Genomic DNA, 23,614 nt, shown 5'->3' with positions numbered 1-23,614 from the left:
ATAATTGACTGACGCATTAGTCAATGAAACTTTGCGCCGCAGGGACGAGTGCGCGCGCAACAGCGGGGAGGTGGGAAATGGCAGCTCAGAAGAAGCTCACAAGGGCGGAACAGAAGGCGCTACGGCCCGTCCAGATCCTGCATGCCGCCTTTGAGGAATTCGTCAAATGCGGCTTTTCCGGCACACGGGTCGAAGACATCGCCGACAGAGTCGGCGTCACCAAGGGCACGATCTACGTCTACTTCGAGACGAAGGAAAAGCTATTCGAAGCCATGATCATTCACTTCTCCGTGCCGTTTCAGGAGCTGCTCGCGATCGCCGATCGGCTGAGTGGCAGCGCTACCGACAGGTTGACGTCCATTCTCGGCCTCTTTTACGACCAAATCCCCGAGGACCGCACGACGCGCGAATTGACGCGGCTGGTCATTTCGGAGGGACAGCGTTTCCCCGACCTGATCGATCGCCACCACGATCAGTTCATCGCGCCGATCATTGCCAAGATCGACGCCCTCATCTTGGAGGGTGTGGCGGCGGGTGAGTTTCGTCCAATTCCGGTGGAATTTTCCGACATCGTAGTCGCGCCTATCCTGACGACGACGGTTCTGCGGCTGATATTCGACGACCGCCGCGTGCCCACTCCCAACAAGGAGGCCTTCCTGCGGACCTATTTCGACCTGCTGTTCAACGGCCTGCTCGCCAATCCCCTGTGATCACCAATGGCTCTCGGCGCCCGCAATCATCGCCCGTTTGCGGCAGCGCTGCGGCCAGTTATCGCCGAAAGCGGAAAAATAGGCGAAAGCGCACGTAGCTTTTCTGAAGTCTTTATGTGAAAACATCGCGTTAGCTTGTGTCTTCGAAGGCACAACCTCAATTCGCGACGGAATAAAAGTGGAACGCAAAGTCAATCTCAAGGATGTCGCGCGCGACGCTGATGTATCGCTGAGTACGGCCTCGCATGCGCTGAACGGAACCGCGCCGCTGACGGTCGAAGTGCGCGAAAGGGTCCTGGATTCGGCCAAACGCTTCAGGATATCTCGACCGCCGCAGGAAGAAGGCGACGATCGCGGCGCTGCGCGTCCTGCTTCTTGCCATTCCGGGCGATGCCGCGCCGGAGAGCGACCTTAACCTGGTGAGCTGGACCATCCTCAACGGCCTCAGGAAGGAGTGCGAGCGTCGCGGCATCCGGATCGTGCCTTTCGTCAGCACCGGACGGCGCATCGACGGCGCTGAGGTCAGGCAGATCGCGCTCTCCGAGCGCGCCGACGGCATCGTGGTGCTGAACGACGATCAGCCGGAACTCATCCGCAGCCTCTCTTCCCCTGATATGCCGGTTGTTATCGTCAACGGCGAGGATCCGGCCATGCTGGTCGATACGGTGACACCGGAAAACCGCTTCGGGGCGCGTCTTGGCATCGAGCATCTGCTGGCGCTCGGACATCGCCGCATCCTGCACCTGACCTGGAAGGGCCGCACGACCATCCAGCGCAGATATGACGGCTTTTCCGATGCCTATTTCGCTGCACAGCTTCCCGTGCCCGAAGACATGATCGTGGAGGCCGAAGGATATGAGCCTCGTCACGGCGAGGCTGCCATCAACGCGCTGCTCGACCGCGATCCCACGATGAAAGGTGCCACCGCCGTCTTCTGCGCCGCCGACAATCTGGCGCTCGGCTGCCTGAAGGCATTGGCCGATCACGGCATAGGCGTGCCTGAAGCGATCTCCGTGCTGGGCTTCGACGATATCGTCCCCGGCGAATTCAGCCGTCCGCCGCTTTCAACCGTCAGCGTACCTACCGACAAGCTCGGCGCTGCCGCCTTGGCGCTCATCGAACAGAGGCTGGTCGCCAACGACCCGCAGCGGCCGGCCCATCGCCTGGAACTCGGATGCCACCTCGTTCTGCGCGGCAGCATCGCCCCGCCGCGCTAAAAAAATCATCCGAAGGCGTCAAAGGCTGAAGCCTAAATCAACGCAAGCGCTCCGCCCGCAGGCGCGTATCCCGCGGGCTTTCGCCGAAGGTGCTACGATAGATGATGGAGAACCTGCCCGCATGCGCGAAGCCCCATATCGTGCAGATTTCGCGGACGGATTGCTGGTTCGTTGGATCCCGCAATTGCTCACGGGCCGCTTGCAGCCGGATCGTGCGCAGGTAACCAGCCGGCGAAGTCCCCCTGAAGGCCTTGAAGCCCGTCTGCAGGGCGCGAAGTGAAACGCCGACATCGTCCGCAACCATCGTCATGGTGAGAGGTTCGGCGATATTGGCATGCATATAGTCGATGGCACGCCGGACATGCCAAGGCGCAACCAGCGACACTTTCTTTTTTCCAGATGGCCGGACAGGCGGTGGTGGCCAAATCGGATGACAAGATGAGCGAGCGTTTCGCTCATCGTTGCCATGGCGAGAGGAGAAGACAGAAGCGGACCGCCGTTGCGCATGCCTTGCACGATCGTCTGCACCAGGTTGCCGATAAGCTGGCCCGATTGTGTCGAAAGATCCAGGATGGGCTCAAGGTCGAGCGATTCGGACAGCGGCGTTTCCGCAAGTGAAATGAGCGCACGTTTCACGATTTTCCAGTCGAGGAAGAGGACATCCGAAGTGTGCGGACCCTGGACGAAACGATCACCGGCCTCATGGTTATTGGCCATGAGAACATAACCCGCTCCACTTTCAACCGCCCTTTTCCCAATGGACACTCGAAAGGACCCTGTCTGCGGGAGGTAGAAAGCAAGGTGTTGGGGCGTCTCATTGAGCGTTCGAACTGTCCATGAACTTTGAAAGACGGAGTGAAGGACCGTAAACCCATCGCCTCTTCTCAAGTCTGCCGCCCAACGGAAGTTTCGGTCGTTGCCCAGCGGTTGTGCGGCAAAAACCCCATAACCGGTCGACAATGTTTTAACCATCGACTCGAAGTCGTGGCCTTGGTGCGTCGGTGCGAACTCATAATCCTCGCGCTCAGGAGCGCGCGCCGTGTTCTCGTACCTCATGCAGTTCGATCCTCTCTTTCAGCACCCGCCTCCCCATGGCCGAACGTTCCATCCCGCTCAGGCTTGAGTGGTGGCGAATGGGTTCTCCTCCAAACGCACGGACCCGCTCTTTGAGTCCCTGAAACAAGCTCATCTCGGCTGGCTTGGCCAATCTTGATGAGGTAAGCAAGCTCGGCAAACGAGGGACCGAATCCCTCATTTGACAGAAGCAACACGCCCCTTCAATGTGCTTCACACTCACAGTGTAAATCAAAACGATCTGCAAATGAAGTATGATCCGCTAGAACATGTTGCCACGCATTTTTTGCGCGATGCACAACCGGCCCGGGTGGCGTCCCGCAACGAGCGGGACCTCTTGCGGTTGATCTGGAAATCCCCAGGGATCGAGCGCTCCGACCTGACCGAGCCGCTCGACCTCACCCAGCAATCCCTGCACAGGATCGTCGCGCGGCTTCATGAGCGAGGAATGATCGTCTTTTCCCATGCCGAAGCCCGGCGGGCGGGCCCGCCCAGCCCGGAACTGACCCTTCGAAAAGACTGGTGTCTGACGCTCGGAATCGCCGTCAACGTCGGCTCGATCGGCCTCTGTCTCATGGGTTTCGGCGAACCTCTGGAGAATATGGAAATCCCGCAGGCAGGCGACTTGCTGTCGGTGGAATTGGAACGGATCGAAGCGGCAGTCGAAGACATTCTTGCCCGCCGGGGCGCCAAACGCCGAGACATTCTCGGCGTCGGCCTTGCGGTCGCCGGCCACCGTATGCTGGAGACCGCCTTCAATTGTCCTCTGCCGCTTGCTCATTGGTCACTGATCGATCTCGCACCTTTGCTCGGGAAGCAGCTTGCCTTGCCGGTCTGGGCGGACAATGTCGCCAGGACCGCAGCCTTGGCGGAAGCGATCTTCGGCGTTGGCCGAGATGCCGCGGATTTTGCTTATATTGCCCATCTTCACGGCTACGGTGGCGGCCTGGTTTCCGGAGGCATGCCGTTTCGCGGCAGTTTCGGCAACGCCGGCGAATTCTCCGTTCTCTTTGCGCGTGAGGACTATGACGACCGTCCCGCACTCAACCAGTTGCTCGAACATCTTCGCGCCAAAGGGCGCCCGGGCCTGACCCTGAACGACCTGAAGAACGAAGAACTGGTGGGTTGGGACGGCGTCGAGGAGTGGGTCGACCGGGTCATGCCGGCCCACAATCGCGCCATCAATGCGATCTGCGCGATCTTCGATCCGGCGCTCATCGTCCTTGGCGGCGAGCTTCCGCATTCCCTTGCGAGAATGCTGATCGAACGGACCGAATTCAACAATCTGCCTCGTCACGGCGCAGTGCGCGACGTTCCGCAGCTTGCAGTTGCGGAGATCATTGATGCTCCCGGCGCGATTGGCGCGGCCTTGATCCCACTCTTCGAAACCGTTTTGTGAGGCTCCGGCAGTCAAGCCCGTGCTTCCAACTCTGCATCCCCTCGTGCCGGGGCACGCAAGAATGCGTGACGGCGTCGCTAAGAAGGACTGAATCGCACTGCAGGATCAAGTTTGGCGCGCATCAGCCGGCGCGACGAGATTGGAAGCACTCAGCTCAGAACGGACGACGCGTTAGAATTCATCACTTCATCCCTGTACCTGCAATGCCTGTCGTGATGTATTTCTGCAGGAACAGGAAGACGACGGTGACGGGTAGCAGGCTGAGGAAGGTCATCGCCAGTATATAGTGCCACTGGACCGAGAACTCGCCCTGGAATGCGTTCAGACCGACCTGCAGGGTGAAATTCTCACGGCTGTTGAGAACGATGAGCGGCCAGAGGAAGTCGTTCCAGCGCCAGAGCACCGAAAAGATCGCCAGCACCGCAAGCGCCGGCGCTGTCAGCGGCAGGATGATGCGCCAGAAGATGCAGAATTCGCTCGCTGCATCGACGCGCGCCGCCTCGATCAATTCGTCGGGGATGGTCAGCATATATTGCCGCAGCAGGAAGACGGCAGTCGGAGAGGCGATCGTCGGCAGGATGACGCCCCACAGATTGTCGGCAAGCCCGACCCCGACGATGACGAGATAGGCCGGCACCATGACGACGGCGAGCGGGATCATCAGGGTCGAGATGATGATGACGAAAACCGTCGTGTCGCCGCGGAACTTATATTTCGACAGCGCAAAGGCGGCCATGGCATTGACGATCAGCGTCAGCAGCGTCGCGACCACGGTGACGAACACTGAATTCTTCAAGAAGGTCAGGAAGCTGAAGCGCGTCAGCGGGTCGGTGTAATTCTCGGTGGCGACGGTCAGATGCTGGACCGGCGTGATCCCCTTCACGTCGACGCTGACCGGCTGTCCCGGATTTGCCGGATCGACCATCTGGGCTTTGAGGCCGATGCGCCGCACCATGGCCATTTCGCGCGGCTGACCGTCGAGCGTGACCTGCCACAGGCTGAGCGGCTTGTCGAAGCCGGGCACGGTCTGCTCCACGGCGGCGCGCGGAAGCAGCGTCGGCGGAAAGCGGGTGATTTCGGCCGCCGGCTTCAGCGAGGAAAGTCCCGCCCAGACGACGGGAACGAGCACCGCCAGTGTTCCGCCAATCAGCCAGACCCATGACAGAATATCGGTGATGTCGATGCGTCCGGCCCGGCGCGTGCGCGTCATGAAGCGGATCGGGTTCATAGAGTTGTTCATTCAGGACTCCATTCGCTTGCCGAGGCGCAGTTGTATGAGGGTGAGAACCAGAAGCACCAATCCCATCAGAACCGAGGCGGCTGAGGCAAGGCCGAAGAGGCGGAGATCGCTGCTGAAGGCCATCTGGTAGATATATTGGACGATGAAGCTGTTGGCCGTGCCGGGCCCGCCGCCATTCGTCAGAACCCAGGCCTCGTCGAAGATCTGCACGGATTTGATCATCAGCAGGATGAAGACGACGAGCAGGTTCGGCGCAAGCAGCGGCAGCGTGATCCTGAAGAGGGTGCGGCGCGGCGAAGCGGCGTCGATGGAGGCGGCCTCGTAGAGTTCCTTCGGGATCGCCTGGAGACCGGCGAGCAGGATGAGGGTGTAAAAGCCCATATGGAACCAAACCGACACCACGACGACGAAGAAACGCGACCAGCCGACATCCAGCAGGAAAATCTCAGGCGGCACGCCAATCATCTGGAAGAAGGCGTTCAGCAGCCCGTTGCGATCGAGGAACCATTTCCAGATCAGGCCGATGACAACGGGCGACAGCAAGACGGGATAGAAGAACATCGCTCGGAAGAAGCCGCGTGCAAAGATCGCCCTATTGAGGATCAATGCCGTGATCAGTGCCACCAGCAATGTGGCGGTGACGTTCAATGCCACGAACCAGAGCGTGTTCCAAACCGCCGTCCAGAACAGCGATTCCTGGCAGGTTCCCGGCTGCAGATAATTGCCGCAGGAAAGCAGGGCGCGGAAATTGTCGAAGCCGACGAAGGGCCGCTCCGAGACGAAAAGATTGGTGCCGCCGGTAAAGGCGTAGCCGACCGCGATCGCGATCGGAAGGAATGTGAAGATGGCGAAGAGAACGAGGTTCGGCGCCAGGAACAGCCAGGGCATGCGCTTGCGGCCGAAGATGCACTCGACCGCATTCATCGGAGCCTCGACCACCCTCATCGCCATGTCGCCCGCCTGGGAGAGCAATGCACCAGCAGCAGCCATGGTCAGCGCCTCCCCTGTCGTGATCTGCGGGCAAAGGCCAAGCCGCTTTCGGGATCGAACAGGTGAACGCGTGCCGGATCGGCATCGATCATGATCCGGTCACCCTGAACAGGCGCGAAATGGCCGGCCTCATGGATGATGATCTGCTCGTCCTGGCCGGCAAGATTGCCGTAAACATAGGTCTCGGTGCCGAGGCCTTCGTGATACTGGACGATGAACGGCAGGCCCTTTTCGCTGGAGCGGGAGAAATGCGCGGGCCTTATGCCGGCAAGCACATCCTGTCCGACCGTAATGCCCTCGGGATCGACGTCGCCGACGATCCTGCCGCCGCCCGCGACATCGATGGCGACACCGCTCTCGCTGATGCCCGATACTTTCCCCTTGATGATGTTCATGCGCGGCGAGCCGAGGAAGCCGGCGACGAAAAGATTGCGCGGATGATCGAAGAGTTCCAGCGGTGCGCCGACCTGCTCGACCCGCCCGGCGCGCAGCACGACGATCTTGTCGGCCATGGTCATCGCCTCGACCTGGTCGTGCGTGACATAGATCATCGTCGTCTTGATCTCGCGATGGAGCTTGGTGATCTCAGCCCGGGTTTGGACGCGCAGCGCCGCGTCGAGATTGGACAGCGGCTCGTCGAAGAGGAAGATATCCGGTTCGCGCACGATGGCGCGGCCGATCGCCACGCGCTGGCGCTGGCCGCCGGAAAGCTGCTTCGGGCGCCGGTCGAGATAGGGTTCGATCGCCAGCATCCTGGCGGCTTCGGCAATGCGCGCCTCGATCTCGGCGCGCTTGAACTTCAGATTTTCAAGGCCGAAAGCGAGGTTCTTGCGAACGCTCATATGCGGATAAAGCGCGTAGGACTGGAAGACCATAGCGATTTTGCGCTCGGCCGGCGAAAGGGCGCTGACGTCGCGGCCGCCGATGGCAATGCCGCCCGACGTAACCTCTTCCAGGCCGGCAATGACGCGCAACAGGGTCGACTTGCCGCATCCCGACGGGCCGACGAAGACGACGAATTCGCCGTCCTTTATATCGAGGTCGACGTCATGCAGCACTTTGACGGAGCCATACGACTTGTTGACGGTGGAAAGTTTCAGTTCTGCCATGCCCCACTCCCGTCGGGTGCCGCCGTTTCGAAGACGACGTCGATTGCGTTCCAGCCTTGCGGCAGCGGTGTCGGTCTCGCGATCCGCACCTCGTTCATCAATATCCCGGTGACCCCCGCCACGTAGACGGCGGGCATTCCGCCCGGATAGTCTTGCAGGCCGATCACCCGCCCGTCCGCCCCGCGCGTCCAGGCATTGGCGCGGCCGCCACCGTCTGCCTTCGGCGCAAGGTCCGCGTTTGTCGGACGCAGGTCGTAGGCCTGCGCGGTGCCGAGTTCGCCGGGCCGTTGATCCACACCGATGCGCGCCAGCGATACATTGCGAATGCCGGCGGACGAAGCCGAAATGACGGTGATCGCCCCTTCCATGCGCCCGGTAATGTCTTCGACAATGAGGTTTTCGATGGCGCCTGCCGGGCGCTCAGCGACACGGTCGACGACGTTGACGGTCAGCGCCTCCCCCGAGCCCCAGAAGCCGTCGAGCGTTTCGCGGCACTCGACAGCAATCCGCGAAAACCTGACGTTCGATATCCGGCCGCCGTCGCGTGAGAAGATACCGAGCGCTCGGTTGGAAGATGAAACGCTACAATCCTCGAAGACGACATTGGTGACGTCGCCATGCGTTTCCGTGCCGATCTTCAGCGCGCAGCTGAGGCTCTGAACGGCGCAGCGGCGGATAAAAATATTCTCGCATCGCCCGATTGCGACACCCTGCGGGCCGATACTGGTCTTCAGGCATATGCCGTCATCGGCCGTCGATATCGCGCAATCCTCGATGACGGCGCCGCGGCAGGCATCGAACACGATACCATCCGTATTGGGAAGGCGGCGGTCGTTTTCGATCGTGACGTTGCGGACCGCGACATCGGTGCAGTCGACGAAGTGCAACGTCCACATCGGCGAACGGCTGATATGCAGCGCGCTGATCTCGACCTCGTCGCAGCTCTCGAAGACGACGACGCGGGGGCGGAATTCGGCCGGAATGAAGGTCCCTACCGTCTCGTCATCCCCGATGATGAAGCTCTCGCAGCCGGCTTCGATACGCCCCGGCCCCGTCAGGCCGATCCGCCGCGCGCCCTTGGCGACGATCATGCCGCGATCTGACTTCTCGGCGATCACCGAAACAGTCGTATGCGCATAGGCTGCATAGTCCGGAACCGGCCGCAGGATCGCGCCGGCGGCCAGATGCAGATCGACGCCCGAACGGAGCCGGAGCCCCCGGCAGATGTGGATGCCCGCCAGGAGCTCCAGGCGTCCGCCGCCGGAAGCCGAGAGATCGTCGATCGCCGCCTGCAGGCGCTCGGTATTGTCGCCGTCGAGCGCCTCGATCGAAACGAGGGAGGCGGCACTCATTGACGCTGACCGCTTTCGAGAAAGACTTCCGTCAGCAGCAGCATGGTCAACGCCTGGCCGTAAGGCGTCGGCAGGTTCGGGATGCGCCGGTAGAAATCGAGGTCGTGCCCCATCGGCGTGCCGTCCGAGACGCCGTGGACGACGCCCTCCTCGTCGATCTGCGCCAGCACCGCCGCAAGCGCACGCTCGGCATAGGCCCTGTCGCTTTCGTCCAGAATGCCGGCATCGATAGCGCGCAATATGCCGTAAGCGATGCCTGCCGTCGCCGAGGTTTCCAGCGGCGAGGACGGATCGTCGAGAAGGGTCGTGAACATCCCGTCCGGCCGCTGATATGCCTTCAGCGAGCGCACTTGGCTGACGAGAACATTCGAAAGGAAGCGCCGATCCTTCTCGCCGAGCGTCGGGACAAGATCGAAGAGTTCGGGAATGGCGACGGTGATCCAGGCATTGCCGCGCGCCCAGAAGGCGTTGGCGAAATTGTGCCGGCCGTTGAAGGTCCAGCCGTGATACCAGAGACCGCTGACCGGATCGGAGAGATAGCGTGTGTGGATCACGAACTGATAGACGGCCTCATCGATCCAGTCGTTGCGCTTGCAGAGCACGCCGGCCCGCGCAAGGAACAGGCAGGCCATGAACAGCGTGTCATCCCACAATTCGCCGTCGTTGAGGCGTTCCTTGACGACGTGCTGAAAGCCGCCCTCCTCCGTCTTCGGCAATTCCTTGACGAGCCATTCGGCCCAATCCTCGACCAGCGCGCGGAAATCGGGACGGTCGACATGCTGGACGAGGATTGCCAGTGGCAGCATCGGCGCCGTGCTGTTGATCTGGCGCGGCGGCAGGCCGCGCTCGATCTGGCCGGCATACCAGGCGACGAGCTCCTGCAGCGCTTTCTGATCGTTGGTGGAAATCGCACGTCGCAAGAATCCGTAGAGGCCGACGCCGACTTCCCAGTCCCACTCGTCGAACTGGATCCCGGAGGTGGAGCTTCCGGTCACGAGACCTTCCTTGATGCCTCTAAGCCGGCTGAAAGCCGTTGCCACGCGATCGATCGTCGTCAGGAGCGCGGCGTTATCGACAGATGTAGTGTTCATGCTGGGGACCTATGTTTTACGAGTAGAGCGGTCCGTCAGTACCGGCTTGGGACGCGGCACTGTCGTGGGTGAGAATCGGGTGCGGCTGATCATGTGTGAACGGCCGGCGCTTGCCGGCGATCGAAAGACCGTCGGCATAGGAAAGCGAGAGCACGGGGCCGCCCGGCGGCGTCAGCGTTAGCAGGCGAAGCGCAGGATCGAAGGAAACCGCCGTCTGGTACCGGCGTTCGAGGAAGGTTTTGAAGGCGTCGCCATTGCCGCATCCAACGATAGCAGCCCAGCCACAGAGCGACCCGTAGGAGCGCGCCTCGCGGCCGGCGGTCGGCCCCTCGGTGATCAGTTCCAGGCCGTTGGAGGCCCAGAGGGCGGAAAATCCCCGGCCCGACCGTGCGATCAGCCACTTGCCTTCGACAATGAGATCATCGAGGCCATCGCGGCCGATATAGGCATGCGTCCATGCGTGCCGTGCGTCGCCGGTGTCCTCGATGAAAAGCGCGACGTCGCGATGCTGGGCGACTCGCGGCAGGATGCCGTTGCCGGCCCAATAGGACGGCCTTTGATTGCCCCAGGGATCGTCCTCGCCGGGATGATTGACCCAGAAGTCGCGCCATTGGATGGCCGGCCAGCCTGATGTCGAGGACGTGCTGCTGGTGACCCTTCCGACCAGTCTTGTGATCGACCACCGTCGAAAGCTGCGCCGCCTCGTTCTTGAACAGCACGAGCTTTCCACTCTCGAGCCCCTGGCTGTAACGCGCCTCGACGCTTCTGCCCTGGAAGGGGCGGCAAGCTCGATCAGATCGGCGGGCGGCTCGTAACCGCCGGCGCAGAACATCGTCAATGCCGCCACGCCGTTGTTGAGCCAACCGGTGCCGAAAGCCACTTGGGCAAAGGGCGCAAGCTCGGTCAGCGGGCCGGCGCGCAGTTCCTTGTCGTAGGCGCGGCCCTGCGAGCCGGCCGGAACGCCGGCCAGCGTATGAAGGGCGATCATGCGGAAGATGAGGTCGATCTGGCCGCGGGCGCGATCGGCAATCCCCCTCTCGGCCCAGCGCTCCAGCGCCAGCAGGCCGATGAAATCGATCGGGTAATAGGCGGCCGAATTCCACTCCGCCAGGCCATGAGCCTCGACGCTGTCGAACCAGCGCCCGAGCCGCTCGACGGCGAGTTCCGCCTGCTGCCGTCCCGTCCGCCCGGAGGCCGAGAACACCGCATCGGGGAGAAACAGCCCGGCCAGCAGCTGGCTGGTATGGAAGCAGAGCACATGGTTCTCGCTCCAGAACCACATCGCGTCATTGCCCGGCTCGTCGACCCAGTAGCGATAAGAGAGAACGGAACGGCGGATGCGTTCGACCGTGGCCGCAGGCATCCGGTCGCCATAGGCGCCGAGCAGCCAGAGGAGGGGCACCATGATGAAGTCCGAGCAATCCTCCCGCGCATCGATCGAGGCAAGGGTCGCATCGACGATGCGCTCGAAGCTTTCCGGATCGTGATGGCCTGTTTCCATCATCGCGATGAGACGCCCGGCGCGATTGGCGCCGAAGCGGGCGCTGTATTCCAGCGCCTGCCGCTTGCGGGCGGAAAGCGACGCCTCTTCAGGCAATGGCGATAGGCTGCTCATGAAGGCGGCATCGATGACGCGGGTGACCGAACCCGGTCCGGAACCGATCGTCATGTGAATGCCGTGATAACCGTCCGCAATACCGCAGACTTCTTCGGCGATCAGACGGCTCTCGCCGGCGCGCAGGGTCAGTTTCGAATGGGCAAGAATCGGCCGCTCATGGCCATGGCCGACCACCTTGAGATCGACGGGCAGGTCGCGCTCGGGCGCCGTGTCGAAGATGATCTCCAGCGGCTGATTGATGAAGACGTCGCGGGCCGGGCGCACGCCGCGCGAAAGGGTTTCCAGCTCGCGCACCTCGTTCTGATCCAGCGGCACCGGCAGCAGCACGCAGAGCGGCTCCTTGTCCAGCATTTCGAGCTCGAAGAACCAGGTCGTGTCGCGCTCGGCGAGGTGTTCTGTATGGACGAGGATCTCGTTGTCGCCGGCCTCGAGCGTCAGCATGATCTCGGTTGCGCTCTCGACGTTGCGCCTGAAGGGTTCGAAGCGCACCGCCTCCTGCCCGTTGACCCAGATGCGGACGCCGCCGCAGGTCTTGAGCGCGAGATTGAGCGTGCGCGGGGCTTCCGTCCTGAACGTGCCCTTCAGCCATCGCCTGACATGTGCGGGCACATGCCAGAAGCTGGTAAACTCCACGCGGCGGTTCGAGCCGGGAAGATAGAGGCTTTCCGTCGGCCAGGACGTGTCCGGCTCCAGCGCCCGCCCGACCATGGTGGACCAGAAGGCCTTGCGGCACGGCAGGTCGCCGACATCGACGAAACCGTTGATGAAGCGATAGTTCACGCGATCTTCGGCCGGGGCCGGTTCGCCGGGAAAATAGCGCTCAATGAGGGCGGAAACGGCCCAGGCCGTCACCGTCTGCCCCGCCGCCACGCTGTATGCCGGGGCCATGCCATCAGGCCGCTTGATGCTTTCCGTTTTCAAAGATCGCCTCCTCCGCAATCATATGAAAATATTTTCATTAGGTTATTTGGGTGCATGATTTTTGAAAATTGCTCAAAAACATCGCTATTTGCGTAGAAAATAGCTTGACGGAACGAATGTCAAGTATATGAAATTCACTTATCGATGGCCAAGGCCGCGATTGATGAAAATGTTTTCATGGGAGGATGAAAATGAAAACGTATCTTTCAGGGGCTTTCGCACTGGCGTTGGCTACGGTTTCTTTCGCATGGTCGAGCGTGGCCATGGCGGAAACGCAGACGATCACCTTTCTCTTCACCGACGACGACCAGGCTTATGTCGAGCGGATGGAAGCGCTGAGCAAGGAATTCGAGACGGCGCATCCCGACATCAAGGTGAACTTCGTCTCCTCGGGTTACGATGCCGTCGCCAAACAGCTGCCGGTGCAGCTTGCCATCGGCGAAGGTCCCGACATCGCCAAGATCACCGACTGGCAGCTGGCGCCCTATTACCTCGACATGCGCCCGTTGATGAAGGATCCCGATGGCTTCGCCAAGCTGCACGGCGACAGCCTGAACACCCTTCGCTTCCCCGGCGTCAACGATCCGAATTCGATCAACGGCTACGTCGCGTCGCAGACCTTCAACCTGCCCTTCGTCAACAAGACGCTGTTCGAGCAGGCGAAAGAACCGCTTCCGAAGCCGACCGCCACGCTGAAGGACATCGTCGAAGCCTCGGCACGCGTCGCCAAGGCGACCGGCGCCCAGATCCCCTTTACGATGGACCGCTCGGGTCACCGTTTCTCCGGCGCGGCCTTCTCCTACGGCTCGAACTACGTCAAGGACGGCAAGTTCTCCTTCCCTGACGATGCCGCCAAGCACTACATCACCGATCTCTACAACTGGACGAAGGACGGCTCTTTCCCGAAGGAAATGTGGGGCGCGGCCGGCGGAACCCAGTACAAGAACATGGGTGACGAGTTCGTCAACGGCAATGTCGTGACCTATCTTGCCGGCAACTGGATGGTCAATCCGTTCCAGAAGAAGATCGGCGACGCCTTCGACTGGACGGCGATCAGCGCGCCCTGCGGCGATGCCGGTTGCTATGCGATGCCGGGCGGTACCGCGATCGTCGGCTTCAAGCGCACCAAGTACCCGCAGGCCGTCGCCTCCTTCATCGAGTTCCTCGGCTCTGAAAAGGTCCAGCGTGAAATCGCCGAAAACTACGTCATCCTGACCGGCGCCGACATCAAGGATCCGCAGTACAAGCTCGATAGCAAGAACGCCAAGGACGCCATGGCCGTCTTCCTCGCAAGCCGCAACAGCGCGCCGAAGGCAGCTCGCGACCTGGAACGCCTGAAGGGCTCCTCCGCCATCTATCAGCTCATTGTCCAGCGGATGAGCCAGCTGATCGTCGGCGAGCTTTCCCTTGAGGACACCTTCAAGGCGATGAGCGCAGACGTCGACAAGGTCAACGTCGCCCTCGCCGCCAACAAGTAAACGGCCGCGCCTGTCTCCCACAGATTGCGCGCTGCATCAGCCACGGCCTCGCAACGGGCCGTGGCTGATCGTTTTTTTGCCTCTGCCTATGCCAACATGCCGAACAGTTCGATCGGTTTCGAATTGTCGATGGACTGAACCACGCTACGTCTTCCCGCAACGAAAGGTAGCGTTATGGATATCATCAATCGAAACACCGGCTCCCGCTCGGACCTGAGACCAGCCGCCCTCGCCATTCTCTGCCTCGGCGTGATCGTGGCGCAGGTCGACACATCGGTTGTCAATCTGGCGGTCCAGCCGATAGGCCTCGACCTCAAGGCGTCGGTGACGCAATTGCAGTGGGTCGTCGACGCTTATAATCTCGTTTACGCAGCACTCCTCATCAGCGGCGGCCTGTTTGCCGATCTCTACGGTCGGCGCCGGATGTTCGTGATCGGCTGTGCGGTTTTTGCCCTGGCGAGCCTCGTCTGCGCCTTTGCCCCGAGCATCGCAATGCTGATCGGGGCCAGGGCCTTGACCGGTCTCGGCTCCGCCCTCCTGCTGCCGGCGTCGCTTTCACTGATCCGGGTCATCTACCGGGATGAGAAGCTCCGTGCGCGCGTGCTCGGAATCTGGGCCGGCTGCAATGGGATGTCGCTTGCGATCGGCCCCACCCTCGGCGGCTTTCTGATCCGCGGTTTCGGCTGGCGATCCGTTTTCTTCGTGGTCATCCCGATCGCGCTGATCGCGGCGGCGAGCGCGTGGCTTTTCATTCCGGAAAGCGCCGATCGGCAGGGCAGATCCTTCGACCTGCCGGGTCAGTTGCTGGGGATCGCATCCCTCACCGCCCTTACCCTCACCGCGATTGAATCATCGCATCTGCCGCCGCTGTGGACGGCGCTCCTGGCAATCGCCGGCGCGGCTCTCCTGCTGCTCTTCGTCATGGTGGAGAAGCGCCTGGAACAGACGGCCCTCGTTCCGATGTCGATGTTCCAGGACAGCCAATTCCGCGGGGCGATGGCCGGAACGGCGGCGATGACCTTCGGCATGTATGGCACGCTGTTTCTCTTTCCACTGGTCTCCCTCAGCCTCGGCCGCCTGGCCTCCTTTGAAGCAGGACTATCGCTGCTGCCGATGGCCCTCAGCTTCATCGCGATCTCCCCCTTCTCCGGCACGATCTCGGAGCGCCTTGGGAAAAAACGCACCATATCGGCAGGGCTGGCGCTGATGGGTTTGGGCAATCTCCTGCTCGGCGCATCCTTCCTGGCCGACTGGTTCGTTGCCGAAGAGATCGGGCTGCTGTTGACCGGCGTCGGCATGGGAATGGCGACGGGCCCCCTAACCGCGGTCGCGGTTTCAACCGTCACCGCCGATCGTTCCGGCACGGCGAGCGCCCTGATAAACGTTGCCCGCATGGTGGGCGCGACGATAGGCGTCGCCCTGCTCGGGGCGATCTTCGCCTTCCTCGGAGAAGCCGAAACCGGCTTCATCGTCGCGATGTCTGCAGGCGGCAGCGTGCAGTTGCTCGGGAGCATCCTTGCCTGGCGCTCACTCTGAACGCGCGATTGGGCGACTGCTGCGAAGGCGTCGTGACACGAGCCGCGGGAGAGGCTATAGGCGTTGTCGACCTGGGGGCAGCTCCAGGCGCCATATCAAATTATCAAGCGCCGGCACCCGGTCCTTCCGCCGGCGATCCAGCGACTGTCTATCGTATAGAGGTGCATCTCCATGCCGATGGGTTCCGAGCATCCGCTGCGCAGGGAGCTTCACAACGAGTTGCATGCCCGGCCGTCGCTTTATTTCGATGGCGACACCGATGTCTGGCATGTCGCTATCATCGGCGAGAATGGCCCTCCTTCGCTGCCCGGTTCCCTGCCGGGATTGGAAGATGTCACCACGACGGGCGAGGGCAATCACGGCATCGGCCGCGTCGGCGACGGCCGACTGAAATGGGAAGCCCATACCGAGTTCCTCACCCTCACCTTCGTGGTGCCGGCATCGGCCGAACCCGGCAGCAACCCGCCGGAAGCTTTTCGGGCCTGCTGCGGCCAGATTGGCGGAAAGGTCATCGCGGCCGTGCGCGTGCTGGTGCGTGACGAGAAGGACGGGCGCATCCTGGAAAAACCCAAACTCGACTATGTCGCTTCGCGGGTCGGCGGCGGCGACGCCGAGGTGCATTCGAACTTTCGGCTGACCGACAGCGGATTCCTCGAGTTCCTGTTCTTCAACCGCAACCTCAACGCCTATCGGACCGGCCGCATGGTCCGGCGTTTCCTGGAAATCGAGACATATCGGATGATGGCGCTGCTGGCGTTGCCGATGGCGCGCGAGACCGTGTCGAAGCTTTCCGCATTTGACCAGCGCCTCGATCTCCTGATCGTCCATATGCAGAGCGCCGTCAAAGTCGACAAGGCGCTGCTGTCCGAGGTGACGAGGCTCTCTTCCGATGTGCTCAACTTCTCGGCACTCGCCCGCCACCGCTTCGGCGCGACAAAAGCCTATGCCGAGATCGTGGCGAGCAGGCTGTCGGAGCTTCGAGAAGAGCGGGTCGAGCAAAGACAAAGGCTCGGTACGTTCATCGACCGACGCTTCCAACCGGCTGTCCGCTCGGTCTATGCGGCAGAACGGCGCCTCGACGAGCTGGCCGAACGCGTCAGCCTGGCCGGAGACCTTCTCAGAACCACCGTGCAGGTTCAGCTCGAGGATCAGAATGCCTCACTGCTGACCTCAATGGAAGAGCGGGCGCGCATCCAGGTGCATATCCAGCAGGCGGTCGAAGGCTTTTCGGTCATCGCCATCACCTATTATACCGTCGGCCTGGTGAAGATCTGCCTCGAAAGCATTTCCGCACTGGGCGTCGATCCGCACGTGGCAAAACTCGCTGTTCTCGGCGCCATCCCGCTCGTGCTCTTCGCCGTCTGGACCGCGGTCCGTCACGTGCGCCGAAGCATCGCCGGCGTGCCGCACGGCCCCACATCCGAAAGCCACTGACGGGGTCACCGCCGCCCTTTCGGAGCGGCGGTGTTCTATTAACCGCTCCGACAGATCGTCACGATGCCATTGCGTAGGGGCGATGGTCTCGTGCCCGACCGCTGCCCGTCTTGAACCGCCGCAACAGATCAGCAAGACTTTCGGTTTCCTGCGTCAGACTCTGGGCCGCCGCCGTGGTTTCTTCGACCATCGCGGCGTTCTGCTGGGTCACCTTGTCCATCTGGTCGCCGGCGGCCGAGACTTCGCGCAGGCTCGTTGCCTGTTCGCGGGCAGCAACGGCGATCTCGGCGACGGTCGCATTCATGGCGGTAACCTGCTCGACGATCTGTTCCAGCGAGAGACCGGATTCGCCGACCAGTTGAACACCGGTCTTGACTTGCGCCGAGGAGGTGGAAATCAGTTGCTTGATCTCCCGCGCCGCATTGGCGGAGCGCTGGGCGAGCTCGCGGACTTCCTGGGCGACGACGGCAAAGCCCTTGCCCGCCTCACCGGCGCGCGCCGCTTCGACGCCGGCATTCAGCGCCAAGAGGTTGGTCTGGAAGGCGATCTCGTCGATGACGCTGATGATGTTGCCGATCTTCGACGACGAATTTTGAATTTCCGTCATCGCGTCGATAGCCCGGGCGACGATTTCGCCGCCCTTTTCGGCATTGGTGCGGGCCGTCGCAACGACGGCCTGGGCGCGGCCTGCGCCCTCTGCCGTGCCGTTGACGCCGCGGGTCACGTCGCCGAGTGCTGCGACCGTTTCTTCCAACGAGGCTGCCTGCTGCTCGGTGCGGCGGGCGAGATCGTTGGAGGCGGTGGAGATTTCCGACAGACCGGAGCGGATGGTGGCGACCGCGCGAATGACAGAGTCGACCGCTTCCTCGAGGCTTGCGACCGAATTGTTGAAATGATCGCGGATCCTGACGTAGCGATGGTCGACTTCGCCGACGCGAACGGTGAGATCACCCTTCGACAACGCGTCGAGACCGACGGAAATCTGGCGGAAGGCATGTTCCATCACTTGCGCATCGGACAGCCGCTCGGCTTCCTGGCGCAGCCGCTCTTCTTCGGCGGCGAGGCGAGCTCGCTCGGCATTGGCTTCGGCGATCAGCTTGGCGCGGCCCGTCTCCTGGAAAACCTTCAGCGAACGCGCCATGGCGCCGAGTTCGTGGCGGTGCTCGACGCCCGTTATCGCGATCCCTTCCTCGCCGCGAGCAAGCTGCTCCATGGACTGGGCCATCTTGCGCACCGCAGAGGAAATCAGCAGGCCGACGAAATAGGAAAGCACGAGGCCGATGACGATCAGCAGCCCGCTGATGACGAGCGTCGTGCTGGTCGCGGAGGCGACCGTCGCCTCCACGGAACCATCAAGGGCCTTCTGGGCACCTGTCACGGTCGCCTGCAAATCCGTGAATTCGCCTGATATTTTCGGCGCGAGCACGCCAAGCTGCGTCTGGCGGATATTGCCGGAGGCCTGCAGCACCTCCTTCATGTCGCCGAGACGGGCGGTGTAGTTCTGCATGAGCTGCCCGGCACCCATCAGGCGCTTCTTCTGCAGCTCATTCTTCGCAGCCTTGGCGGCGGCGTCATTGAGCGCCACGGCTTCGGCGAGAGCCGCCTGCGCCGTGTCGTAAGCCGCGAAATCGTTGGAATGCACGAAGCGTTCAGAGAAATAGAGACTGCGGTTCAAGGCCTCCAGCGTCGCCGCCGTCATCTGCAGCAGCGTCACGTCGTTCTGGCGCCAGGCGCTGCGCACGACGTCGTTGAGCGCGATACTGGTCCAGGGGCCGAATTCGGTGACCTTGGAGATCAACATGTCGCGCCGAGCCTGCAAGGAAACGATCTGTTCGAAGGCCTTGCCGTAGGCGGCAATATCCTGGCGGATTTCTGCAAGCCCCGACTGCAGGTCCTTGTTGCCGGCAAAACGCGGGTCGTCCGCCTCGAAGGCCTTCACGCCGGCGCGGAAACTGTCGACGACAGCCTGCGTCGGGGTCGAACGGAAAGCCTCCGCCGACATCTGGATCTCGTGCAACTGGTCGCTGTAGTCGGAGATAGCCAGACTTCTGGCCGGCCGTGACACGATAGGAAGCGAAGATCGCGGCAAGCCCGTTCATGCCGGAGATCGCGCTGACGGTGAGCAGGCTCATCAGCAGGATCAACGGCACGAAGCCTGCGGTGATCTGCGCGCGAATGCCGAATTTATTCCAGAAATGCAACATCATAGGCCTCTTATGCTCACTGGCTCTTCGGCAGGTATTGGGCTATTTTCTCGGGTGTGACGAGTTCGAAGGGGACGTTGTTTTCGCGAGGCACCTTCTCCTTGTTGACGAGCTTCACGGCAGCGTCGACGGCCGCCGCCCCCTGCCCGACCGCACTCTGGAGAATGGTGACGTCGAGATCCCCGGCCACCATGGCGGCAAGCGCATCGTCGGTAGCATCGACGCCGGCGACGACGACGTCCTTCATCGGGATATTGGCCTTCTTCATGGCGCGGATCGCACCGAGCGCCATCTCGTCATTGTTGGCGATAACAGCATCGAACTTGACGCCGGCCGCCAGCCATTCCTGCATTTGCTGATCGGCATAATCGCGCGACCAATAGGCCGCTTGCTGCTCGACGATCTCAAGGCCTTTGCATTCCGGCGTCGCGATGACATCGGCGATGTCCTGGGTGCGGGTGCGGGCGGCCACATGGAAGACCTCCCCCATCAGCACGACGACACGGCCCTTGCCCTTGAGCAGAGAGCACACTTGCTTTGTCTCCAGCGTACCGGAGTTCTTCTCATCGGAGGCGACAACGACCTGATTGTCCGGCAAGTCCGAGAGATTGGAGGGCGTCGTGTTGATGTAGATCAGGGGAATGCCGGCATCCGCTGCGATCTTGGTCATTTGCGGTCCGAAATCGCCATCAGACAGCATCATGATAATGGCATCGACCTTGTCGGCAACGAACTGCTGAACCTGCTTCTTCTGAAGTTCGTTGTCGCCCTCGGCATTCGCGGTGACGAGCTTGAGGCCTGATATCGTCTTCCCGTGCGAGACGACGCCGTTCAGAAGCATCTCTCTGAATTTATCGAGATTGGTCATCGAAACCCCGATCGTCTGTGCATTGGCAACAGAGACCGATATCGCCAAGGCGATGGATGCAAGCGTGGCCGTTTTCATGAATTCCCCTACGCAATTCGGATGTGAATGCGTTATTTCAAATCTTGGTTAAATTTTACTTTTCGTGAGGAAACGAAAGTTAAGAACGGGGATAGGATATTGTGGCGCGGAAGCGCCTTCTTCGGCGGCGAGCAACCGACCTTGACAGGCTTCGTCTCGAACTTCGCGCGATGCACATAAATCTCTGTTTTTTTCCTATCTTCCGCCGAAGCCGGAGCTGACGGTGATGCCCCTATAGATCACCCTTTGCAGCACGATGGCCAGGACCACGCCCGGCAGCATAGAGATCGTCGCGCCGGCCATGATATAGTTCCACGCCGTGCCCTGCTGGGTCTGAAACAATGTGAGCCCGAGCGGCAGTGTGGCTTTTTCCACCCCGCTGGTAGCGATCAGCGGCCACAGGAAACTCTTCCACTGGGCGATGAAGGTGAAGAGCGACAAAAGGCCGATTGCCGGCATGGCGAGCGGCACGATGACGGTGACGAGAATGCGCAGGCGCGAGGCACCGTCCATCATCGCGGCCTCGTCGAGATCCTTAGGAATGCCGAGGATGAACTGTCGCAGCAGAAACGTGCCAAAGGACGAGAAGGCGACCGGCAGGATCATGCCATGATAGGTGTTGATCCAGCCGAGCTTGCTGACCAGGAGGAAAAGCGGGATCACCAGCATCACCTGCGGGATCATCAGCGTGCTGAGATAGGTAAGCAGCAGCCCCTCACGGCCGGGAAACCGCAGCCGCGCGAAGGCGTAGGCGGAAAGGCACGATACCGCGATCACGATCGCCGTGACGCCGCAGGCGACCACCAGGGAATTCAGCAGGAAGGTGCCGAATGGCAGAGCCACCAGGGCCTCGACGAATGTGCCCCAATGATATTCCTCGGGGAAGATGCGAACCGGCACGGCCATTACCTCGGCATTCGAGCGCACCGCGTTCGACACCATCCAGAAGAAGGGGAAGAGGAAAAGCAGCGCGATCAGTGAAAGGCCGGCATAACTGAAGAAGGTGCCGATGCGCCGCAGGAGACGATGCCGACCCGCGGAGACGGAATACGGATGCCGTGAGGTCGGGTCAGTCGTCATAATGCACCCATTTGCGCTGCATGTGGAACTGCAGGATGGTGAGCGCCATGATCATGACGAACATCACCCAGGCGAGAGCGGAGGCATAGCCCATCTGGAAATTGGTGAAGCCCTTCTGGTAGATGGCAAAGCCGAGGGTTGCCGTCGCCGAGCCCGGGCCGCCGCGCGTCATTGCAAAGATTTCGTCGAAGACCTGCAGCGAGGTGATCGCCGTCATCACGGTGGCGAAGAAGACGGTGGGCGAGATCAGCGGCAGACGGATGCGCCAGAAGCGCTGCCAGGCATTGGCGCCGTCGATCGTCGCCGCTTCGAGATAGTGTTTCGGCACCAGATCGAGGGCGGCGTTGAACATCACGACATTATAGCCGACATTGGCCCAGAGCGTGACGATCACGACCGCCTGCATCGCCCAGGTCGGGTTCAGCAGGAAATTCGGCAGGCCGAGGCCGAGCGAACGGATGACGGTGTCGGCCAGTCCATCCGGCGTGAAGATCAGCAGCCACACCACCGAAGCGGCAATCGTCGGCGTGAAGGTCGGCAGAAAGAAGATCACCCGGAAGATCGCCTTGCCGCGCTTCAGGCTGGATATCCAAACCGCCAGCAGCAGCGAGACGATGATGTTCACCGCCAGATATTCGACGGCGAAAAACAGCGTGTTTCTGAGGATGGTGTAGAAGGCCGGATCGACGGTGAAGAGCTTGATATAATTCTGAAGACCGACGAAGGACGGCGTCGAGATTAGCTGCCAGTTTGTGAAGGAGAGCGCCAGCGACGCCAGGATCGGCAGGGCCATGAAGATCATGAAGCCGAGAAAACTCGGCAGCAGGAACAGCATGGCCGTCTGCGTCTCAGGCTTCAGAAAGCGCTGCGGCCGACCAGGCTGCAGGGTCATTTCGGCAACGGCGCTTTCCGACATGTCTTCCTCCATGCGCGGCAATTCCTGCCGCGGCGGGCGCCTGCGCATCCTTTCGGACGCATAGGCTCTATTGCTGCGCGAGGCTCTGGATCGACTCCATCGTCTGCTTGGCGTCGGCGCTGCCGCCGAAGGCCGGCGGGAAATACTGGTTGAACAGATTTTCGACCGCCGCCCAGTTGTTGGTGATCACGTAGGGCACGGAATGCGCCAGAGAATAGTCGATGGCCTCGCCGCCATTGGTGATGTCCTTGGCGGCCACCTTGTACCAGGAGGATTGCGACGCCGCACGCGCCGGCAGCGCACGCCCCTGTTCGGCAAGATACTGCAGGGCCTCGGGACTGGTCAGCACCTGGATCGCCTTCCAGGCCGCATCCTTGTTCTTGCTCGTCGTGGCGATGCCGAAACCGGAGCCCGCCGTGACGGCGGTAAGCTCGCCGTCTCCGCGCGGGAGAGAGGTGGAACCAATTTTGAACTTGACCTTGTCCTTCATGCCGATGATCGACCATGGACCGTCGACATACATGGCGACATTGCCCGAATAGAACCGGCCTTGGATGACCGTGCCGGCATCGGCGCTCGATGGCACCAGCGGCGCCACCTTGTCCTTGGCGGCAAAGCCGATCACCCTCTCGGCCGCGGCAACGGCGCTCCGATTGGTGAGGTCGAGCTCTCCCGCGTCGTTGACATATTTATCGCCCCAGGCAGCCGCCAGGACCGAATAGTTGGTCGGGGTGATACCGAAGCCGTATTTACCGTCCTTGGTCAGCTTCTTGGCGGCATCGGTGAATTCGGCAAGCGTCCAGCCCGGTTTCGGCAGCGGAACGCCGGCGGCTTCGAGCGCGTCCTGGTTATAATAGATGACCCACGGACCGACGTCGTAAGGCAGGCCGTAAAGCTGCTTGTCGACGGACATGCCGCCGATGATCGAGGGGGTGAAAGCGCCGACATCGAATTTGTCGGCGGCGATCCGATCATTCAGGGGCTCAAGCAGCGAATAAAAATTCGGCATGCGCAGCGACTGCATGGAAACGATGTCGGCAAGCTGTCCCGACGCCGCCAGCACCGGCAGCCTCGTCCAGTAATCGACCCAGCCGGTCGTCGTCAGCGTCACCTTGATATCGGGATACTTGGCGGTGACCATCTCGGCCAGGTGCTGCCAGCCCTTGGTGTCGGCATCGGAACCGGTCCACATCTGCCAGGTCAGGTTGACCTGTTCGGCCGATGCGGCTGTGGCAAAAAGACTGCCGCCGATTGTGGCAAGCAAAAGCGCTTTCTTCAGAACCTTCATGGGTTTCTCCT

General features: G+C 61.6%; 14 protein-coding genes and 4 pseudogenes. 6 read left to right on the top strand and 12 right to left on the bottom strand.

The window, feature by feature from the left end; genetic code table 11:
- The first annotated feature begins 77 nt into the window (after positions 1 to 77).
- Both MF410_RS28925 and MF410_RS28920 read left to right on the top strand, forming a co-directional pair.
- Positions 78 to 710, top strand: coding sequence for a TetR/AcrR family transcriptional regulator (locus MF410_RS28925; RefSeq protein WP_097628081.1), 633 nt, complete (start codon positions 78 to 80; stop codon positions 708 to 710).
- 178 nt (positions 711 to 888) lie between these two features.
- Positions 889 to 1,927, top strand: a pseudogene (locus MF410_RS28920) (LacI family DNA-binding transcriptional regulator).
- Positions 1,928 to 1,964: 37 nt separating this feature from the next.
- On the opposite strand, the pseudogene MF410_RS28915 reads toward MF410_RS28920, so the two are convergent.
- Positions 1,965 to 2,983, bottom strand: a pseudogene (locus tag MF410_RS28915) (AraC family transcriptional regulator).
- Positions 2,984 to 3,248: 265 nt separating this feature from the next.
- Between MF410_RS28915 and MF410_RS28910 the strand changes: the two are divergent.
- Positions 3,249 to 4,400: an ROK family transcriptional regulator gene (locus MF410_RS28910; protein WP_097628084.1), complete on the top strand. Its 1,152-nt coding sequence runs from the start codon at positions 3,249 to 3,251 to the stop codon at positions 4,398 to 4,400.
- 181 nt (positions 4,401 to 4,581) lie between these two features.
- Here the strand turns inward: MF410_RS28910 and MF410_RS28905 are convergent, their stop codons facing one another.
- From MF410_RS28905 to MF410_RS28880, 6 genes and pseudogenes are all read right to left on the bottom strand, one after another.
- Positions 4,582 to 5,628, bottom strand: coding sequence for a carbohydrate ABC transporter permease (locus tag MF410_RS28905; protein ID WP_179867155.1), 1,047 nt, complete (start codon positions 5,626 to 5,628; stop codon positions 4,582 to 4,584).
- Positions 5,629 to 5,640: 12 nt separating this feature from the next.
- Positions 5,641 to 6,630, bottom strand: a complete 990-nt coding sequence (locus MF410_RS28900; protein WP_239620994.1) for a sugar ABC transporter permease — start codon at positions 6,628 to 6,630, stop codon at positions 5,641 to 5,643.
- Between the two features lie 2 nt (positions 6,631 to 6,632).
- Positions 6,633 to 7,739, bottom strand: coding sequence for a sn-glycerol-3-phosphate ABC transporter ATP-binding protein UgpC (gene ugpC / locus MF410_RS28895; RefSeq protein WP_097628087.1), 1,107 nt, complete (start codon positions 7,737 to 7,739; stop codon positions 6,633 to 6,635).
- The gene (locus MF410_RS28890) at positions 7,727 to 9,091 is read right to left on the bottom strand and encodes a glycoside hydrolase family 28 protein (RefSeq protein WP_097628088.1); all 1,365 of its coding nucleotides are present in this window, start codon (positions 9,089 to 9,091) and stop codon (positions 7,727 to 7,729) included. The genes ugpC and MF410_RS28890 overlap by 13 nt, the downstream gene beginning before the upstream one ends.
- Entirely contained in the window at positions 9,088 to 10,182 is a 1,095-nt protein-coding gene (locus MF410_RS28885; protein ID WP_097628089.1) for a glycoside hydrolase family 88 protein, read from the bottom strand. The genes MF410_RS28890 and MF410_RS28885 overlap by 4 nt, the downstream gene beginning before the upstream one ends.
- Before the next feature lie 16 nt (positions 10,183 to 10,198).
- Positions 10,199 to 12,721, bottom strand: a pseudogene (locus tag MF410_RS28880) (hypothetical protein).
- A 191-nt stretch (positions 12,722 to 12,912) separates the two neighbouring features.
- On the opposite strand from MF410_RS28880, the gene MF410_RS28875 reads away from it, so the two are divergent.
- The 3 genes from MF410_RS28875 (at position 12,913) to MF410_RS28865 (ending at position 17,169) form a co-directional block, all read left to right on the top strand.
- Positions 12,913 to 14,199 (top strand): ABC transporter substrate-binding protein, encoded by a 1,287-nt coding sequence (locus MF410_RS28875; protein WP_097628091.1) that lies wholly within the window; start codon positions 12,913 to 12,915, stop codon positions 14,197 to 14,199.
- Positions 14,200 to 14,373: 174 nt separating this feature from the next.
- Positions 14,374 to 15,735 carry an MFS transporter gene (locus MF410_RS28870; RefSeq protein WP_097628092.1) on the top strand — a complete coding sequence of 454 codons (1,362 nt, stop codon included), beginning with the start codon at positions 14,374 to 14,376 and terminating at the stop codon, positions 15,733 to 15,735.
- A gap of 171 nt (positions 15,736 to 15,906) precedes the next feature.
- Positions 15,907 to 17,169 carry a DUF3422 domain-containing protein gene (locus MF410_RS28865; protein ID WP_097628093.1) on the top strand — a complete coding sequence of 421 codons (1,263 nt, stop codon included), beginning with the start codon at positions 15,907 to 15,909 and terminating at the stop codon, positions 17,167 to 17,169.
- A gap of 58 nt (positions 17,170 to 17,227) precedes the next feature.
- Here MF410_RS28865 and MF410_RS28860 read toward each other — a convergent pair.
- From MF410_RS28860 to MF410_RS28840, 5 genes and pseudogenes are all read right to left on the bottom strand, one after another.
- A pseudogene (locus tag MF410_RS28860) lies at positions 17,228 to 19,373 on the bottom strand (methyl-accepting chemotaxis protein).
- Between the two features lie 16 nt (positions 19,374 to 19,389).
- Positions 19,390 to 20,319 carry a substrate-binding domain-containing protein gene (locus tag MF410_RS28855; protein ID WP_239620991.1) on the bottom strand — a complete coding sequence of 310 codons (930 nt, stop codon included), beginning with the start codon at positions 20,317 to 20,319 and terminating at the stop codon, positions 19,390 to 19,392.
- Positions 20,320 to 20,514: 195 nt separating this feature from the next.
- Complete coding sequence (locus MF410_RS28850) at positions 20,515 to 21,399, bottom strand: carbohydrate ABC transporter permease (RefSeq protein WP_097628095.1); 885 nt, start codon at positions 21,397 to 21,399, stop codon at positions 20,515 to 20,517.
- Complete coding sequence (locus MF410_RS28845; RefSeq protein WP_179867151.1) at positions 21,389 to 22,363, bottom strand: sugar ABC transporter permease; 975 nt, start codon at positions 22,361 to 22,363, stop codon at positions 21,389 to 21,391. Before MF410_RS28845 ends, MF410_RS28850 begins: the two co-directional genes overlap by 11 nt.
- 19 nt (positions 22,364 to 22,382) lie before the next feature.
- Positions 22,383 to 23,603 carry a sugar ABC transporter substrate-binding protein gene (locus MF410_RS28840; protein WP_239620989.1) on the bottom strand — a complete coding sequence of 407 codons (1,221 nt, stop codon included), beginning with the start codon at positions 23,601 to 23,603 and terminating at the stop codon, positions 22,383 to 22,385.
- Positions 23,604 to 23,614: the final 11 nt, after the last annotated feature.

This window comes from Rhizobium sp. C104 (assembly GCF_022354505.1).
Classification (GTDB): domain Bacteria; phylum Pseudomonadota; class Alphaproteobacteria; order Rhizobiales; family Rhizobiaceae; genus Rhizobium; species Rhizobium redzepovicii.
The sequence above is the reverse complement of the archived record's forward strand: the minus strand, read 5'-3'. Positions and strand labels throughout refer to the sequence as shown.

Excerpts from the sequence above, each read along its gene's own strand:
- MF410_RS28875 (WP_097628091.1), top strand. The coding sequence starts at position 12,913 with ATGAAAACGTATCTTTCAGGGGCTTTCGCACTGGCGTTGGCTACGGTT.
- MF410_RS28870 (WP_097628092.1), top strand. The coding sequence starts at position 14,374 with ATGGATATCATCAATCGAAACACCGGCTCCCGCTCGGACCTGAGACCA.
- MF410_RS28840 (WP_239620989.1), bottom strand. The coding sequence starts at position 23,603 with ATGAAGGTTCTGAAGAAAGCGCTTTTGCTTGCCACAATCGGCGGCAGT.
- MF410_RS28865 (WP_097628093.1), top strand. The coding sequence starts at position 15,907 with ATGCCGATGGGTTCCGAGCATCCGCTGCGCAGGGAGCTTCACAACGAG.
- MF410_RS28910 (WP_097628084.1), top strand. The coding sequence starts at position 3,249 with ATGAAGTATGATCCGCTAGAACATGTTGCCACGCATTTTTTGCGCGAT.
- MF410_RS28885 (WP_097628089.1), bottom strand. The coding sequence starts at position 10,182 with ATGAACACTACATCTGTCGATAACGCCGCGCTCCTGACGACGATCGAT.
- MF410_RS28905 (WP_179867155.1), bottom strand. The coding sequence starts at position 5,628 with ATGAACCCGATCCGCTTCATGACGCGCACGCGCCGGGCCGGACGCATC.
- MF410_RS28845 (WP_179867151.1), bottom strand. The coding sequence starts at position 22,363 with ATGCGCAGGCGCCCGCCGCGGCAGGAATTGCCGCGCATGGAGGAAGAC.
- MF410_RS28890 (WP_097628088.1), bottom strand. The coding sequence starts at position 9,091 with ATGAGTGCCGCCTCCCTCGTTTCGATCGAGGCGCTCGACGGCGACAAT.
- MF410_RS28850 (WP_097628095.1), bottom strand. The coding sequence starts at position 21,399 with ATGACGACTGACCCGACCTCACGGCATCCGTATTCCGTCTCCGCGGGT.
- MF410_RS28925 (WP_097628081.1), top strand. The coding sequence starts at position 78 with ATGGCAGCTCAGAAGAAGCTCACAAGGGCGGAACAGAAGGCGCTACGG.
- ugpC (WP_097628087.1), bottom strand. The coding sequence starts at position 7,739 with ATGGCAGAACTGAAACTTTCCACCGTCAACAAGTCGTATGGCTCCGTC.
- MF410_RS28900 (WP_239620994.1), bottom strand. The coding sequence starts at position 6,630 with ATGGCTGCTGCTGGTGCATTGCTCTCCCAGGCGGGCGACATGGCGATG.
- MF410_RS28855 (WP_239620991.1), bottom strand. The coding sequence starts at position 20,319 with ATGAAAACGGCCACGCTTGCATCCATCGCCTTGGCGATATCGGTCTCT.